Genomic DNA, 16204 nt, shown 5'->3' on the forward strand with positions numbered 1-16204 from the left:
TACATCGCCGCACAGGATGTCAGCCCCGGTCGTCGTCCCGTCCGTTGGTGGCGTCGTGGGGACCTCTGCCCGGTTCGCCCGTGGGCGGCAGTTCGTTCGTCTCCTCGGCCTCTGCTGCGCGGGGCTCACCGTTGTCGCGGGCAGTGCCGCTGCCGTCGTTGTCCTCGGCCACAGCACTCTCGCCGAGATCGGTGCCGGCACCGTTGTCGGCGGGCCCGGCGGCTCCGGAGGCAGCGCCCGCACCGTTCTTCCGGTCGTTGCGTGCTCGGATGCGTCGGACGATGCGCAAGGCGGACAGCACCACCAGCAGTGCGCCGGCGATGATCGTGAGCACCACGGTCAGCTGTCCGTAGGCGTTGGAATGGACCTGCAGTCGCCGGGGCTCGCCGAGTTGGGTGCCGTCTTCGGTGGTGATGGCGAGGTCGACGGTGAACTGTCCGGCCCGGTGCACCTCCGTCTCCAGCCAGATCGTGCGCCTGCCCTGCGCCGGGAAACGCAGCGTGCCCAGGTCCTTCGGTTCGATGCCGACCGTGCGGGGCACCTTGAGCTCGACCGAAATGGTGACCGGCAGGTTGTTCGTGACGGTCACCGGGATGTAGGCGTTGGACGAGGCCTGCATGATCGGCCGGAATTCGGCGAGCTGCACGTGCGACAGCACGTCTTCGATGGTGTCGCTCGCACGCCCGACCCAGTACCGGGAGGCTCCGGGATCGCCGCGCCAGGCGCTCGATGCGCCTCGGAGCAGCGCGTCCCGCAACGGGGTGGTCAGCTGGGCGGGGTCCCGGTTGACGGCCGGGTCCTTCTCGGAGGATCGGTAGAGGTCGCCGACCTTGAAGTTCTCGCGGGCGAGCTTTTCGAGGATCGGCTGTCTGATCTCGGCGTTCGCGGCGTTGCCCGGGTAGTCGAGGCCGACTTGCGGCAGGTCCTGGTGCGCCGAGTCGTGGTTCTCCCAGCCGTGGTCGGACGAGGGCAGGCCGGTCGGCTGGATGTAGCCGGTGTCGGCGAGGTTGCCCATGCCTTCGAGCAGGGCGCGCATTCCGTCGCCGCCGATGTTCCACCTGCGTGGTGGGGCGATGACGGAGGTGCCTTGGGTGGCGCCCTTGGTGGCGCGGAAGGTGAGGGCGCCGAGGGCGTCCTGCGCCGACAGCGGGCCGTTGTGCGGCGGTGAGAGTTCGGTGGTGCCCGCGACTCCGGACAGTGGATTCAGCGCGCGGGACATCAGCGGGTCGATCGGTTGAGCGATCGGACTGTTCCGGGTGTCGAGGCGGACCGGGCTGAGCGATCCCTGCGGCATCGCGAGTGCGGAGGGCCGCATGAGCATGGTGTGGATGCGCTTGTTGCCCAGGTTCTCGTCGGTGAGCTGGCCGGCTGCGGGCTCGTCGAGAGCACCGGCGATGGGCCACAGCATGTCCCGTCGGGGCTTCACGCCGAGCACTCGTTCGACGATGTCGGATCCGTCGAGCGCGCCCTTGATCAGGTCGGGCAGGTCGGCGCGGCCGAGTGCGGTCACGTCGACGTCGCCGAAGGGCAGCGAGATGACGCATCGTCCCTGGGTGACGGTCTTGAGCTTGTCCAGCCACATCTCGGCGCTCGCCGCGCCGGTGCCGGGTCGGGTGGATCCGTCGCGGTTGCGCACCTGGTAGCCGTCGATCATGGCGTCGACGGTGACGATCAGGTCCGGGTCCACCGCGAAGCACAGTGCGCTGCCCATCGGGGATCCGGAACCGGCCGAGTCGTCGACGGCTTGCAGGAGTCCGTGGAGCCGGCCACCGGGGGCGAGTGAGTCGGCGAGGTTGTCGTCGATGAGCACCGCCGGTTGCCCCGGCGCCGATTGTTGCTGCAGCCGGGGGAAGTCGACGACCGGCACCAGCATGGTGGTGGGAGTCGGTTCCGGTGGTGTGGTGGGCGGTTGTCCCGGGACAGCGGTGACCGGGAGCAGGAATCGCGCTTCGCCGATGCGTGCCCGGGAACCGTTGTTCGGCGATCCGTTGATGTTCAGCAGGATCGGGTGCACACCTGGTTCGGTGATCTGCAGCGAGTTCGCGTCGCCGGTGATTGGGATGCGCATTTCGAACTCGGTCGGTCGGCCGGGCTCGAGCGTGTCGACCAGCGGGTTGAACGACGGTGTGGTCGCGCTCGGCGCGTTCCCGCCGAGCGCTTCGTGGACGTCCGACTCCTCGCCCGCGGGATCGCTGCGCTGAATCCGGGCCTCGACCGCTTCGATCACCTGATCGCCGGTGTTGGTGAGGCGGCCCTTGACCGTCATTTCGGGCGGGGCGCCCGGACCAACCACCGAAGGGGTGACGTTGGTCACATCTACTCGTACTGTCGGTTCGTCGGACTGCGCTCTTGCCGTGGGCGCGCTGATCGATAACGCGCTGACCAGCAATACCGCCATCACGGCGGCTAGCAGAAACCTCACCCCGGCTCCGTCTCCGTTCCATGTGGCCGTGGCCCGACTGGGTTGATTTTCGGGTCTTCGACCTTGGCGTTCGGTGTGGCGCCCGCGCCGCCGAGCAGCGCGATCGCGTGCCGCACCAGCCGACGTTCGTCGGCGTAAGCCAGTACCTCGTCCAGTTCACCAAGTGGCGCCCACGCCACTTCGGTGACCTCCACGTCCTCGTCGGAAAGCTCTCCGTCGACAGCGTCCAGCAGGTAGTGGTGCACGGTCTTGTGCACGCGCCGACTGCCGGCCACGAACCAGTAGTCGATCATGCCGATGGGAGTCACCACTCGTCCGGTGATGCCGGTTTCCTCCGCGATCTCGCGCACGGCGGTCTGGTCCGGCGTCTCACCAGGCTCGATGTGGCCCTTCGGCAGCGACCACAGGAGTCGACCCTTGCGGTCCAGCCTCCCGATGATCGCAGCGGACCTTTTGGCTCTGTCGACCACCAGCCCCCCGGCGGAGGTTTCGTCGACTGTCCGCATCCTGCGGCGCCGGCGCCGGTTTCGGCGCCCCGGCTGAGCACCGCCGGAGCGGCCGGGCGACGGGGGCATGAGGTCGATGGTAGTGCGAGTATCGGTAGGCTCGGCGTTAGGCGAGCTCCGCCGAGGTTTCCGATGGATGTCTCCGCCGGTCGCTCCCGCCGGACGTTCTGCCGGACGTTCTTCCTGGCCGCAGCTGAGCAGCCGATACCCTGATGCATCGTGTCCCCTTCGACCCGCGATTCCGCCGACCGCGACGCCACCGGTAATGGCGTCACCACGAACGACAGCGCTGCCGACAACGTGGCTCGGGAGCGTGAAGCTCAACGCAACGCCGTCGTCGAGCTGGTGAAGGTCGCGCCGCTGGCCGGGGAGCTCGCCGAGCGGTTCGCCGCCGCCGGCCACGGGCTGTACCTGGTGGGCGGCAGCGTGCGGGACGCGTTGCTCGGCAGGTTGGGCACCGACCTGGACTTCACCACCGAAGCACGACCCGACGAGGTTCGGCGGCTGCTCGACGGCTGGGCCGAGACGGTCTGGGACACCGGGATCGAATTCGGCACACTCGGCGCCTACCGGCACGGCACGACCGTGGAGATCACCACTTTCCGGGCCGACAGCTACGACCGGGTCAGCCGCAATCCCGAAGTGGCGTTCGGCGACACCATCGGGGGTGACCTGCACCGCCGTGACTTCACGGTCAACGCGATGGCCGTCCAGCTCCCGGAACGCTCGTTCGTCGACTTGCACGGTGGGATGTCCGACCTGCTCGCCGGCCGGCTGGACACGCCCGCCCCGCCGGAGGAGTCGTTCGCCGATGATCCGCTGCGGATGATGCGGGCGGCCAGGTTCGTCGCGCAGCTCGGGTTCGAACCGGCACCGAGGGTGCTCCAGGCGATGCGCGACATGGCCGACGAGATCGCGCGGATCACCCCCGAACGGGTGCAGGTGGAACTGTCCAAGCTGCTCTGCGGCGCGTATCCCCGGCGCGGCATCGAGCTGCTGGTGGACGCGGGGCTGGCCGACCACGTGCTGCCGGAGCTGCCCGAGATGCGGCTGGAGATCGACGAGCACCACCAGCACAAGGACGTCTACCGGCATTCGCTGGTGGTACTGGACCAGGCGATCGATCTGGAGCGGGCGGACGATCCGGACGCGGAACCCGACCTGGTGCTGCGTCTCGCGGCCCTGCTGCACGACATCGGCAAGCCGGCCACCCGGCGGTTCGAGCCGGGCGGCGGGGTGAGCTTCCACCACCACGAGGTGGTCGGCGCGAAGATGACTCGCAAGCGGCTGCGGGCGTTGCGGTATTCGAAGGAGATCATCAGTGATGTCTCCGGTCTCGTCTACCTGCACCTGCGCTTCCACGGCTACGGAGATGGTCAGTGGTCGGACTCGGCGGTCCGGCGCTACGTGACCGATGCGGGCCACCTGCTGCCCCGGCTGCACAAGCTCGTCCGGGCCGACTGCACGACGCGGAACCGGCGCAAGGCGAACGCCCTGCAGCGCACCTACGACGACTTGGAAGCGCGGATCGACCGGATCGCCGAGGAGGAGGACCTGGCGAAGGTCCGCCCGGATCTGGACGGCAACGAGATCATCCGGTTGCTGGGGGTGGAGCCGGGTCCGGTGGTGGGCAAGGCGTGGAAGCACCTCAAGGAGGTTCGGCTCGACCGCGGACCGATGGAGCGGGAAGAGGCGATCGCCGAGCTCCGGTCGTGGGCCCGTGACCAGGGAATCGATCTTCCGGAGGATTAGCCCGCGGTTCCACTCGTTGTTCGTAGCCGCTAGTCATTTCCAGTATTAATACTGAGTAGTATCCCAGCGACCGCAGGCACGGAAGCTGCGGGCATCCGGCGGTCGGCGCCGTGCGGGGCGGGCACAACCTCGGAGCGTCTCGGCGGAACGGTACCTGCGACCACTACTAATACTCAGTGGCGCGACACCAGTGCTTGCATCGAGTGGTGACCACCTGCCGCCGACCTCGGCCGGATCTCTTTCACGGGTCCACTCCCGACAAGGGGGAAATCGGTGAGATCATGCGGGGGTGGGAACAGACGCGGATGTGGAGCCGGGGACGTTGCTGGTCGCTGCGCCACAGCTGCTCGACCAGAACTTTCGCCGGTCGGTCGTGTTCATCATCCACCACCGGGAGGAAGGCAGTCTGGGCGTGGTGCTGAACCGGCCGAGCGAGGTCCCGGTCGAGGACGTGCTGCCGCAGTGGGCTCCGCACGCCAGCGAACCGCAGTCGCTGTTCGTCGGTGGTCCGGTGGAGCAACGCACGGCGATCTGCCTCGCGGCGTTGCGGGCCGGCGAGAGCGTCGCCTCGGTTGAGGGCATGGTCGGCGTGCGTGGGCCGATCGGTCTCGTCGATCTGGAGAGCGATCCGGAGGAACTGGTTCCGCGCGCTCGCGGCCTGCGGTTCTTCGCGGGCTATGCGGGCTGGGAGGCCAACCAGCTGGCGGGCGAGATCGAGCGCGGTGACTGGATCCCGGTTCCCGCGTTGCCGGACGACGTGATCGTGGTGCCGGGCGCGGACCTGTGGGGACGGGTGTTGCGCAGGCAGGGAACTCCGCTCGCGTTCATGGCCACCCATCCCGGTGACGTCAAGCTGAACTGACCGGAAACTGAACTGACCGGAAACTGAACTGACCGGCCGGACTGCCAGGAGCCGAACTGGCCGGAAGTGGTCAGGCCGCCCCGCAGCAGCCGCCCGCGCAACCGCCGCAACCCCCGGCGGGAGCGGGTTCGGGCACGGTGGCCGCCACCTTGTCGCCGACGACGCCGCCTGCGCCGGTGAGCACGAAGACCCCGATCAGTCCCAGCGCTATGACCAGCACGACGCTGAACGTGGAGGCCAGCACGGGCAGCGAGGCACCGGAGAGCACGCCCACCCCGCCCGCGGACATCAGCGCGGGGGCGGCTGCCCGGTTGGCGAGGGTGAACGCTTCACCACTGCGCATCGCCGCTTCCGTGCGGACGCCGAAGTACCGGTTGACCGGGAGTTGCCCTCGGATCCCCCGCCAGCCGATGAGCAGCAGGGCCGCTCCGCCGAGAACGAGGATCGCGCAGAAGATCAGCTGAACAGCGAACACGAAGACAAGGGTAAGCCTCCATCCGGGCGCTACCTGCCGGACACCCTCGTGAGATGAGCTGTACCTCATGAGAAGACACCTTCTGGGCGCGAGCGCGCCCGCGGTCCTGTGCGTGGCCGCGATGATCGTTCCGGCGACCGCTCCGGCCGAAGCGGCCACCGACCAGCGGGTTCGGCTGCTCGGGTCGACCCGGCTGCCACACGCGATGGAGTTCGAGCAGACCACGGTTGGTGGGCTTTCCGGGATCGACTTCGACCGGCGAACCGGTGAGTGGGTGCTGATCAGTGATGATCGTTCGGAACGTCAGCCCGCTCGCTTCTACACAGCCGACATCCCGGTGGGGCCCGAGGGCGTCGGGCCGGTGGAGTTGACCGGCACCGAACCGCTCCGGCGTCCCGACGGCACGGTGTACCCGCCGTTGGAAGGCGGCGACGGTTCGACCGTCGACCCGGAGGAGGTCCGCGTCGATCCCCGGCACGGTGACCTGTGGTGGACCAGCGAGGGTGAGCGGGACGAGCGGTTGATCGATCCGGCCATCCGCGTCGCGGGAACGAGTGGAACCTTCCGGGACGAGCTGCGGCTGCCGGACAACCTGCGGATGGGTGAGCACGCGGGGCCGAGGCAGAACGAGGTCCTGGAGGGGCTCACGTTCGCGGCGGGCGGTGCGCTCGTGGTCAGCGCGATGGAGGGCCCGCTGATTCGGGACGGCGAGTCGCCGACGACCGAGCACGGTGCGCTCTCCCGGATCACCGTGCAGGAACGTTCCGGTGAGGTGCTCGGCCAGTTCGCGTATCCGCTGGACCCCGTGTTCGCCGAATCGCCCACCGGAGGGTTCAGCAACAACGGGGTGTCGGCGATCCTGGGCACCGCCGATCCCGCCAGGTACCTGGTGCTGGAACGTTCGTACGTGACCGGGGTGGGCAATTCGATCCGCATCTACCAGGCCGACGTGCGGGGTGCGACCGACGTGGCGGACGTGGACTCGCTGGCCGGTGAGCAGGTGCGTCCGGTGCGCAAGCGGCTGCTGGCCGACCTTTCGGAGTTCGAGCTCCGGGTGGGGCCGGTCGACAACGTGGAGGGGATGACCTGGGGGCCGCGCCTGCCCGGCGGCGAGCGCAGCCTGGTGCTGGTCAGCGACGACAACTTCTCCCCCGGTCAGCAGACTCAGCTCATCGCGCTGGCGGTCCGGTGACCCGAGTTTGGTGCCGGTCCGGTCGAGCCGTTGGACTGAGCGAGTGCGGGTTCGGATGTGCCGCCGGACGTGCTCCCGCGTCCGCGCCGCCCGACGTTCGGTCCTCGGCTCACCGGAGGGCGGCCTGCCGAGCCTTGATCGCAGGTCCGGCAAGGGCGGCGGAAAGCCGATTTCCCCAGCGCGTCACACTGGAAGGAGGAATCCGCGCGTTCGCGAGAAGGCAGGGAAGGACCCCAACCGATGAGTGGCCAGGCAGAGGGCTCGAACAACGGGAGCACGGATGAGGCTCCGCAGTTCCGCTACACGGCGGGAACGGCGGCCGAGATCGAACAGCGCTGGCAGCAGCGCTGGGAGGAGCTCGGGACCTTCCATGCTCCCAACCCCGCCGGCCCGCTCCAGGGCGAAGTTCCCGGGGAGAAGCTCTTCGTCCAGGACATGTTCCCGTACCCCTCGGGCGCCGGGTTGCACGTCGGTCACCCGCTGGGCTTCATCGGCACGGACGTCTACGCCCGTTTCCACCGGATGTTGGGGCGGAACGTGCTGCACACGATGGGGTTCGATTCGTTCGGGCTGCCCGCGGAGCAGTACGCCGCGCAGACCGGCACCCATCCGCGGACGACGACCGAGCAGAACATCGAGCGCTACCTGCGGCAGATCCGTCGGCTGGGCCTGGGCCACGACGAGCGGCGCCGGGTGGCCACGACCGACATCGAGTTCTACCGCTGGACGCAGTGGATCTTCCTGCAGATCTTCCACTCCTGGTACGACCCCGAAGCCGACGGAGGCAAGGGGCGCGCGCGGCGGATCAGCGAGCTGGAGGGGCAGTTCGCCTCCGGTGAGCGGGCGACTCCCGACGGCCGGGCGTGGGCGGAGCTCTCCGGCACCGAGCAGCGCGAGATCATCGATTCCTACCGGTTGGTGTACCTGTCTGAGGCGCCGGTGAACTGGGCCCCGGGCCTGGGCACGGTGGTGGCGAACGAGGAGGTCACCGCCGACGGCTTGACCGAACGCGGCAACTTCCCGGTGTTCCGCCGCAACCTCAAGCAGTGGATGATGCGGATCACCGCGTACGCCGACCGTCTGGTCGACGACTTGGACCGGCTGGATTGGCCGGAGAAGGTCAAGTCGATGCAGCGCAACTGGATCGGCCGGTCGCACGGGGCGAACGTGGTGTTCGGCCTGGATGGGTCCGCGGAGAGCATCGAGGTGTTCACCACTCGCCCGGACACGCTGTTCGGCGTCACCTACATGGTGCTGGCGCCGGAACATCCGCTGGTGGACGAGCTGACGGCGACCGAGTGGCCCGCCGACGCACGTGATTCGTGGACCGGCGGCGAATCCACCCCGGTGGAGGCGGTTGCCGCGTACCGGCGGTCGGCGTCGATGAAGTCCGACCTGGACCGTCAGGAGAACAAGGAAAAGACGGGTGTGTTCACGGGCGCGTGGGCCACCAACCCGGTGAACGGAAACCGGATCCCGGTGTTCATCGCCGACTACGTGCTGATGGGTTACGGCACCGGCGCGATCATGGCGGTCCCCGGCGAGGACGCGCGCGACTGGGAATTCGCGCAGGTCTTCGGTCTCCCGGTGGTGCGAACGGTGCAGCCGCCGGAGGACTTCGACGGCGGCGCGTTCACCGGTTCGGGGCCGCGGATCAACTCGGCCAATCCCGATGTCGGGCTGGACATCAACGGCATGGAGCTCGACGAGGCCAAGGCCGCCGTCACCGGCTGGCTGGAGTCGAACAAGCGGGGTTCGGGCACGGTGCAGTACAAGCTGCGGGACTGGCTGTTCGCGCGGCAGCGGTACTGGGGCGAGCCGTTCCCGATCGTCTACGACTCCGAGGGCACCCCGTTGGGCCTGCCGGAGGACCAGTTGCCGGTGGTCCTGCCGGACGTCGCGGATTACTCGCCGCGCACGTTCGACCCGGAGGACGCCGACAGCCGTCCCGAGCCGCCGTTGGCGAAGGCGACGGACTGGGCCGAGGTGGAGCTGGACCTGGGTGACGGGCTCAAGCACTACAAGCGCGACACCAACGTGATGCCGCAGTGGGCCGGGTCCTGCTGGTACCAGCTGCGCTACATCGACCCGAACAACGACGCGGCGTTCGTCGACCCGGTCAACGAGCAGTACTGGATGGGTAAGCGCCCGGAGCAGCACGGCGACGACGACCCGGGTGGGCTGGACCTGTACGTCGGCGGGGTGGAGCACGCGGTGCTGCACCTGCTGTACTCCCGTTTCTGGCACAAGGTGCTCCACGACCTGGGCTTCCTGGCTTCGGAGGAGCCGTATCGCCGGTTGTACAACCAGGGCTACATCCAGGCTTACGCGTTCACGGACTCGCGCGGCGTCTACGTGCCCGCCGAGGAGGTCGAGGAGCGGGACGGCAAGTTCTTCTTCCAGGGCGAGGAGGTTCGCCGCGAGTACGGGAAGATGGGCAAGAGCCTGAAGAACTCGGTGTCGCCGGACGAGATGGCCGATACGTACGGTGCGGACACGTTGCGCCTGTACGAGATGGCGATGGGTCCGTTGGACGCCTCACGGCCGTGGGCCACCAAGGACGTGGTCGGTTCGCACCGGTTCCTGCAGCGGGTGTGGCGCAACGTCGTCGACGAGAACACCGGCGAGCTGCGGGTCAGCGACGAGCAGCCGGACCTGGAGATGCTGCGGGCGCTGCACAAGACGATCGCCGGCGTGCGCGAGGACTACGACGAGCTGCGGTTCAACACGGCGGTCGCCAAGTTGATCGAGCTGAACAACCGGGTGACGAAGGTGTACGGATCGGCGGCGGGCACGCCGCGCTCGGTGGTGGAGCCGCTCGTGCAGATGGTGGCGCCGTTGACGCCACACCTGGCCGAAGAGCTGTGGTCGCGGCTGGGGAACCCGGCGAGCTTGGCGCACGGCCCGTTTCCGGTGGCCGATGAGGAGTACCTGGTCGAGGACACCGTGGAGTATCCGATCCAGCTCAACGGCAAGGTGCGTTCGCGGATCGTGGTGCCCGCGTCGTCGGGTGACGAGGAGATCCGTTCGACCGCGTTGGCCGACGAGAAGGTGTCGGCGGCGTTGGACGGCAAGGAGCCGCGCAAGGTGATCGTGGTGCCGGGCCGACTGGTCAACATCGTCGCCTGATCGGGTTCGCCCCGCGTTCGGCAGGTGCGAGCAAGGGAACCTTTCTGTCACATGTGGAAGGAATGTTCCCTTGCTCCACCCGTGCGCGGCTTCCGGTGGCGCGGTTCCGGGGTCTTCGGCCGTGGTGCGTTCGAGTGCGCGGGCGGGGTGGATGTGTGGGGGTCAGCTCACATGGCAACCCTACTCGTGAGTAACTAGGCTGACGCCCAGCTTTGATCCGCTCTGGAGGCCCCGATGGATACCCCTGACATTTCCGCCGACTTCGACGCGGCAGAACTCGCGAAGGTCCTGGACGGGCGCTGGGCCGACGTTCGTGCCCAGGTCCGCAGGGCTCTGCAGGACACGGACCTCCCGCCGGGGGACCACCTCGACACCGAGCGGCACCGCGCGCAGACGTTCGAGCAGCTGCAACTGCTGACCAAGAGCGGTATCCCCGAACTCGGCTTTCCCGCGGCGCAGGGCGGCCAGGGCGACACGGGCGGTTCGGTGGTGTCGCTGGAGATGCTGGCCGGCAACCTGTCGCTGATGGTCAAGTCCGGTGTGCAGTGGGGACTGTTCGGTGGCGCGGTGCAGGCGTTGGGCACCGAATCCCACCACGAGCGCTACCTCCGGCGGATCATGGACCTGGAGCTGCCGGGCTGCTTCGCGATGACCGAGACGGGTCACGGGTCGGATGTTCAGCGGCTGCGCACGACCGCCGCCTACGATCCGGATACCGGCGAGTTCGTGCTGCACACGCCGCACGAGTCGGCCCGCAAGGAGTACATCGGCAACGCGGCGCGGGACGGCCGCATGGCCGTGGTCTTCGCGCAGCTGATCACTCGCGGCGAGCGCCACGGCGTGCACGCGTTCATGACACCGATCCGCGATGCCGACGGGAACACCTGCCCCGGCGTGCACATCGAGGATTGCGGCCGCAAGGCCGGGTTGAACGGGGTGGACAACGGCCGGATCACGTTCGACCAGGTGCGGATCCCGCGGGAGAACCTGCTCAACCGCTACGGCGACGTCGATGCCGACGGCACCTACCACAGCTCGATCGAGAGCGAGAACAAGCGGTTCTTCACGATGCTGGGCACACTGATCCGCGGCCGGGTCTCGGTGGGCGGCACCGCGGGCAGCACGACGAAGTTGGCGTTGGAGATCGCGCTGCGCTACGGCGATGTGCGCCGCCAGTTCGAACGGCCGGGTACGCCGGACGAGACGGTGGTGCTGGATTACCTGGGGCACCAGCGCAAGTTGCTGCCCGCGCTGGCGAAGACGTTCGCGCTGCACTTCGCGCAGGAGGAACTCGTTTCGACGCTGCACGACGGGCCCGAGGACGAGCGCGCGCAGCGCGAGCTGGAGTCGCGCGCGGCGGGTTTGAAGGCGATGACCACGTGGCACGCGACCGAGACGATCCAGGCTTGTCGCGAGGCGTGCGGTGGCGCCGGTTACCTGTCGGAGAACCAGTTGCCGCAGTTGAAGGCGGACACCGACGTGTTCACCACGTTCGAGGGTGACAACACGGTTCTGCTGCAGCTGGTGGCCAAGGGGTTGCTGACCAACTACAAGGACCAGTTCGACGAGCTGGGCACGGTCGGATTGGCACGGTTCGTGGCCGATCAGTTCGTGGGCACGGTGATCGAGCGGACGGCTGCGCGGTCGTTGGTGCAGCGGCTGGTGGATGCGGCTCCCGGCCGGGACGAGGAGGACGAGGTCTTCGACCGGGGCTGGCAGGTGCGCATGTTCGACGAGCGCGAGAAGCACGTGCTGGATGGCGTCGCCCGCAGGTTGCGCCGCGCCACCGGTAAGGACGCGGACCCGTTCGAGGTGTTCAACAGCGCGCAGGACCACGTGTTGCGCGCGGCGCGGGTGCACGTGGATCGGGTTGTGTTGGAGGCGTTCGTCGCGGCGATCGAGCGGTGCCCGGACCAGGAGACGGCGGCGGTGCTCAACCGGCTCTGCGATCTCTTCGTGCTGGCCAACATCGAGGAGGACCGGGGCTGGTTCCTGGAGCACGAGCGCCTCACGCCGCGCAGGTCGAAGGCGGTGACGGAGGCGGTGAACGCGTTGTGCCAGGGGTTGCGCCCGCACGCGGTGTCGCTGGTGGAGGCGTTCGGCCTTCCGCGCCAGTGGCTCACGGCTCCGATCGCCACCGGAGCCGAGTCCGCCCGCCAGGAGGTGCAGCGGGAGCACGACGCATCGGCTTGATCCCGGGGCGATGGGCGTCACCACACCGGCGATCACCTCTCGGCCGGATGTGGTGACGCCGTCGGGTGCTCGACCGCGATCGGGCTCAGCGTGGGCCGTTCGCGACGCCTGGAACAGGGTTGATTACGCAGTGGAGTTGAACTCCGTGCGTTGAGTCACAGGTCACGGTTTGATCTCACCCAAACGGGTAGCTTACCGCGACATGGCACCTCCCCGTTTGCAACGTTGTGTGATTACCGCAGGTGTGACTGCTCTGTTGTTCGGTGCGGGCGCGGCCACCACGGCGACGTCCGCGCTGGCGGCGGACCCCGCGCAGGAGGCTCGCGTGGTCGAGTTGGTCAACGAGGAGCGCGCCGCCGCCGGTTGCGGTGCCCTCGCCCCCGACGGCCGATTGGCCGAGGCGTCGAACCTGCACAGCAGCGACATGTCCGATCGCGACTACTTCTCGCACACCTCCCCGGAGGGCGACACGTTCGTCCAGCGTGCGGAGCGCGCCGGCTACCCGTCGCCGGGTGCCGAGAACATCGCGCAGGGACACACCAGCGCCGAGCAGGTGGTGGACGGCTGGATGGGTTCGCAGGGCCACCGCGAGAACATCCTCGACTGCTCGCTGCGGACGATCGGCGTCGGTGTGGACCACGACGGCTGGTACTGGACCCAGGTCTTCGGCTACTGATCGCCCCGGCCGCCGGTGCTTCCCCTGGCGGTCGGAGCTCCAACGGATCGGTCGCCGGGCACGATCACGCCCGGCGACCGGTGATCCGCACGGCGAGCCCGTTCTGGTTCACTTGACCCGGTGTTGTCCACCGCAACCGTCCGAACCGGACTGACCGGACATGTGGGAACCGGTCGCGCGCCTGACGACCACATGTCGGCCGACTGGCCGGGCCCGAACCGAGTGCGTGTCCGCCACGCCCTGCCGTGGGCGGTGGCGGGACTGTTTTTCGCGCTGTACAGCGCCGTTTCGATCCGCGAGCACCACCGGATGCGCTCCACCGGATACGACTTGGGGATCTTCGAGCAGATCGTCCGGTCCTATTCGGAGGGTCGCGCTCCGGTCAGCGAACTGCTCGGTCCGGGCGCGAACGCGCTGGGCGACCACTTCCACCCGATCCTCGCGCTGCTGGCGCCGCTGTACCTGGTGTGGCCGTCGGCGGAGGTGCTGCTGCTGGCGCAGGCCGCGCTGCTGGCGTTGGCGATCGTCCCGCTGATGCGGTGGGCGACCCGTGAATTGGGCGTGCGGGCCGCGCTGGTCGTGGGTTTCGGGATGGGCGCTTCGTACGGTTTCCAGGGCGCGGTCGGTTTCGATTTCCACGAGGTGTGCTTCGCCGCGCCGTTGCTCGCGTTCTCGCTGGAGGCACTGGGCGAGCGTCGTTGGCGCAGTGCTGCCGCGTGGGCTTTGCCGTTGTTGTTGGTCAAAGAAGATCTGGGGCTGACGGTCGCGGTGCTCGGCGGGTACCTGCTGTACCAGGGGCAGCGCCGGGTCGGGGCGGTGGCGGTTTCGGCCGGGGTGCTGGGTTCGCTGGTCGAGATCTTCGTGTTGATCCCGTGGTTCAATGCCGATGGTGGCTACCGGCTCTGGGAGAACTTCTCACCGGATTTTTCCGGTTCGCTATTTCGGGTTCCGGTGGAGCTGGTCACGCCGGACATCAAGGCGCAGACCTTGGTGTTGTTGCTCGCGCCGACCGCGTTCGTGGCGTTGCGTTCTCCGTTGTTGTTGTTGGCGGTGCCGACCCTGCTGTGGCGCCTGCTTTCGTCCAATCAGTCCTATTGGGACACCGAACATCACTACAGCGTGGTGCTGATGCCGATCGTGTTCGCGGCGTTCGTGGACGCTCTGACCCGGTTGCGCCAGGTGTCGCCGACCGTGTTGGCGGGTTCGGTGCTGGTGACGACGGTGTTCTTGCCGTCGTTGCCGCTGGCGTCGTTGTTCGAGGCGCAGACGTGGCGCACGGATGCCCGGGTGGTGGCCGCGCGGCAGGTGCTGGACCGGATTCCGGACGGTGCGTCGGTGGCGGCCTCGAACATGTTGGTTCCGCAGTTGACGAGTCGTTGCGAGGTTTCGGTGTTTCCGGGCTATCCGGACGATTCGTTCCGCACGGAGTGGATCGTTTCGGAGGCGGACCCGCCTGCGCGGTGGCCGGTTTCGGCCGACGCGGAGCGCGAGTACCTGCGGAAGGCTCGGGACGCCGGTTATCGAACGGTGGCCGATGAGGGCGGTTTCCTACTGCTGCGCCGGTGACCTCCTGCGCCGGTGACCTCCTGCGCCGGTGACCTGTTGCGCCGGTGACCTGTTGCGCTGCTGACCTGTTGCGCTGCTGACCTGTTGCGCTGCTGACCTGCTGCGCTGCTGACCTATCGCGCCGCTGACCGGTGGCACCGGTGGTGCTTGTGCCGGACATCACTGCGGCATGTGGGGGTTTTTGCCCGGATTCCGCTCCCTCGCGCGGGCCGCTGGGTCAGGGTGGTGCGGCATTTGTTCGATTCCGAGGCGAGAGGCGGATATGCGGTCGTTCGTGGTGGTGTCGTTGTTGGTCGTGGGCCTGGCTGGTTGTGGAACGGTGACGGTCGGCAAGGGCGAGGTGGAGTCGCAGATCTCGGCCCAGCTGGAGCAGAAGGTCGGCCAGGCGCCGGATTCGGTGACGTGTCCCGGAGATCTGCCCGCCGAGGTGGGCGAGACCATGCGCTGCGAGCTTTCGGCGGGTGGCGAGAAGTTGGGCATTTCGACCGAGGTGACCGAGGTCGACGGCACCGACGTCCGTTTCGACATCCAGGTCGACGAGAAGTAGCCCCACCGGCGGCCGGGTGTGTGCTCCCCACCGCACCACGTCCCGGAGCGGTGGGGATTTCTGCGGCCGGAGGCCGGTCGGATGCGGCGCGGATGCGTCCCTCACGGATGCGTGATCGCCGGAGTGGTTGTGGTCACAAACGTTCGAAGGCGATTCGCACCCGAGATCGTCTGTCGCATCATGGCGCGAGGTCCGAGATAGATCATGAACGATCGTGGCGGGGCAGTGTTCGTTCCCGTACGTGCTGATGTGCGGCGAAGGGTTGGGCGTGCCGGGTCTTGATGCTGGTGGGCGGCCGCGTGGTGGAGTCGCCGCCCCGCCGGGGACTCCGTCGGTGTCCGGCGATGGCACGGGTGCCTCCCGCCTGCCGCGCGTGGTGACGTTCTCCGGCACGTTGCTGGAGTCCGGTCCCAGCTCCGCAAACCCCACACCTGACCCGGCCCCCGCGCCCGCGCCGCCCGAGGCGAACCGCCCCGCCGCTACGACGCCGACGCCACCGCAAGGTGATCCGGTGTTGGTTATGGCTGCGCGTCGGTTCATCGATCGGCCCGCTGGGGAGGCTGATCCGCACCTGGTGATGGCGACGTTTCGGCGGTCGTCGGTGTACTTGCTGCCGGATGCGGCCCCGCTGCGTCTGGAGGACGGCGGTGTGTGGCTTCCGGTGTTTTCCACTCCGGCCCAATTGGTGGCTTTTTGCGAGGCCAGTGGGGTGGGCATCGGCGGTGATGGGTCTGTGGATTGGGTGTCGCTTCCGGGAGAGCGGTTGCTGGAGCATTACCTGCCCGCCGGGTGCGGCGTGGTGCTCGATGTGCTCGCACAGCACATGCTGACCATCCCCGGGGTGTCGGTCGAGGGTGAGGACGGTGCGGATGCCTGAGGGTTTT

12 protein-coding genes are annotated in these 16204 nt (G+C 68.3%); 9 read left to right on the top strand and 3 right to left on the bottom strand.

Annotation, left to right across the window (positions count from 1 at the left end):
* Positions 1-19 precede the first annotated feature (19 nt).
* Both ACYVAN_RS10515 and ACYVAN_RS10520 read right to left on the bottom strand, forming a co-directional pair.
* Positions 20-2422: a DUF6049 family protein gene (locus ACYVAN_RS10515; protein WP_460958237.1), complete on the bottom strand. Its 2403-nt coding sequence runs from the start codon at positions 2420-2422 to the stop codon at positions 20-22.
* A complete protein-coding gene (locus ACYVAN_RS10520) occupies positions 2419-2997 on the bottom strand; it encodes an NUDIX hydrolase (protein ID WP_460958239.1) in 579 nt (192 codons plus the stop codon). Before ACYVAN_RS10520 ends, ACYVAN_RS10515 begins: the two co-directional genes overlap by 4 nt.
* A 150-nt stretch (positions 2998-3147) precedes the next feature.
* Between ACYVAN_RS10520 and ACYVAN_RS10525 the strand changes: the two genes are divergently transcribed.
* Positions 3148-4680 (top strand): CCA tRNA nucleotidyltransferase, encoded by a 1533-nt coding sequence (locus ACYVAN_RS10525; protein ID WP_460958241.1) that lies wholly within the window; start codon positions 3148-3150, stop codon positions 4678-4680.
* A 289-nt stretch (positions 4681-4969) separates the two neighbouring features.
* Positions 4970-5542 carry a YqgE/AlgH family protein gene (locus tag ACYVAN_RS10530; protein WP_460958243.1) on the top strand — a complete coding sequence of 191 codons (573 nt, stop codon included), beginning with the start codon at positions 4970-4972 and terminating at the stop codon, positions 5540-5542.
* A 70-nt stretch (positions 5543-5612) separates the two neighbouring features.
* Here the strand turns inward: ACYVAN_RS10530 and ACYVAN_RS10535 are convergent, their stop codons facing one another.
* The gene (locus ACYVAN_RS10535) at positions 5613-6017 is read right to left on the bottom strand and encodes an SdpI family protein (RefSeq protein WP_460958245.1); all 405 of its coding nucleotides are present in this window, start codon (positions 6015-6017) and stop codon (positions 5613-5615) included.
* A gap of 67 nt (positions 6018-6084) precedes the next feature.
* On the opposite strand from ACYVAN_RS10535, the gene ACYVAN_RS10540 reads away from it, so the two are divergent.
* The 7 genes from ACYVAN_RS10540 to ACYVAN_RS10570 all read left to right on the top strand — a co-directional run bounded on the left by ACYVAN_RS10540 (position 6085) and on the right by ACYVAN_RS10570 (position 16197).
* Positions 6085-7209 (top strand): esterase-like activity of phytase family protein, encoded by a 1125-nt coding sequence (locus ACYVAN_RS10540; protein ID WP_460958247.1) that lies wholly within the window; start codon positions 6085-6087, stop codon positions 7207-7209.
* 240 nt (positions 7210-7449) lie between these two features.
* Positions 7450-10338 carry a leucine--tRNA ligase gene (leuS, locus tag ACYVAN_RS10545; protein WP_460958249.1) on the top strand — a complete coding sequence of 963 codons (2889 nt, stop codon included), beginning with the start codon at positions 7450-7452 and terminating at the stop codon, positions 10336-10338.
* A 234-nt stretch (positions 10339-10572) separates the two neighbouring features.
* Entirely contained in the window at positions 10573-12531 is a 1959-nt protein-coding gene (locus tag ACYVAN_RS10550) for an acyl-CoA dehydrogenase family protein (RefSeq protein ID WP_460958251.1), read from the top strand.
* 244 nt (positions 12532-12775) lie between these two features.
* On the top strand, positions 12776-13207 hold the full coding sequence (locus ACYVAN_RS10555) for a CAP domain-containing protein (protein WP_460958252.1): 432 nt from the start codon (positions 12776-12778) through the stop codon (positions 13205-13207).
* A 120-nt stretch (positions 13208-13327) separates the two neighbouring features.
* Entirely contained in the window at positions 13328-14773 is a 1446-nt protein-coding gene (locus tag ACYVAN_RS10560) for a DUF2079 domain-containing protein (protein ID WP_460958254.1), read from the top strand.
* A gap of 262 nt (positions 14774-15035) precedes the next feature.
* Positions 15036-15320, top strand: a complete 285-nt coding sequence (locus tag ACYVAN_RS10565; protein ID WP_460958256.1) for a DUF4333 domain-containing protein — start codon at positions 15036-15038, stop codon at positions 15318-15320.
* 511 nt (positions 15321-15831) lie between these two features.
* Positions 15832-16197 (top strand): hypothetical protein, encoded by a 366-nt coding sequence (locus ACYVAN_RS10570; protein ID WP_460958259.1) that lies wholly within the window; start codon positions 15832-15834, stop codon positions 16195-16197.
* Positions 16198-16204 lie beyond the last annotated feature (7 nt).

The sequence above is a fragment of the Parasphingorhabdus pacifica genome (genome assembly GCF_054779195.1).

Excerpts from the sequence above, each read along its gene's own strand:
- ACYVAN_RS10520 (WP_460958239.1), bottom strand. The coding sequence starts at position 2,997 with ATGCCCCCGTCGCCCGGCCGCTCCGGCGGTGCTCAGCCGGGGCGCCGA.
- leuS (WP_460958249.1), top strand. The coding sequence starts at position 7,450 with ATGAGTGGCCAGGCAGAGGGCTCGAACAACGGGAGCACGGATGAGGCT.
- ACYVAN_RS10550 (WP_460958251.1), top strand. The coding sequence starts at position 10,573 with ATGGATACCCCTGACATTTCCGCCGACTTCGACGCGGCAGAACTCGCG.
- ACYVAN_RS10540 (WP_460958247.1), top strand. The coding sequence starts at position 6,085 with ATGAGAAGACACCTTCTGGGCGCGAGCGCGCCCGCGGTCCTGTGCGTG.
- ACYVAN_RS10565 (WP_460958256.1), top strand. The coding sequence starts at position 15,036 with ATGCGGTCGTTCGTGGTGGTGTCGTTGTTGGTCGTGGGCCTGGCTGGT.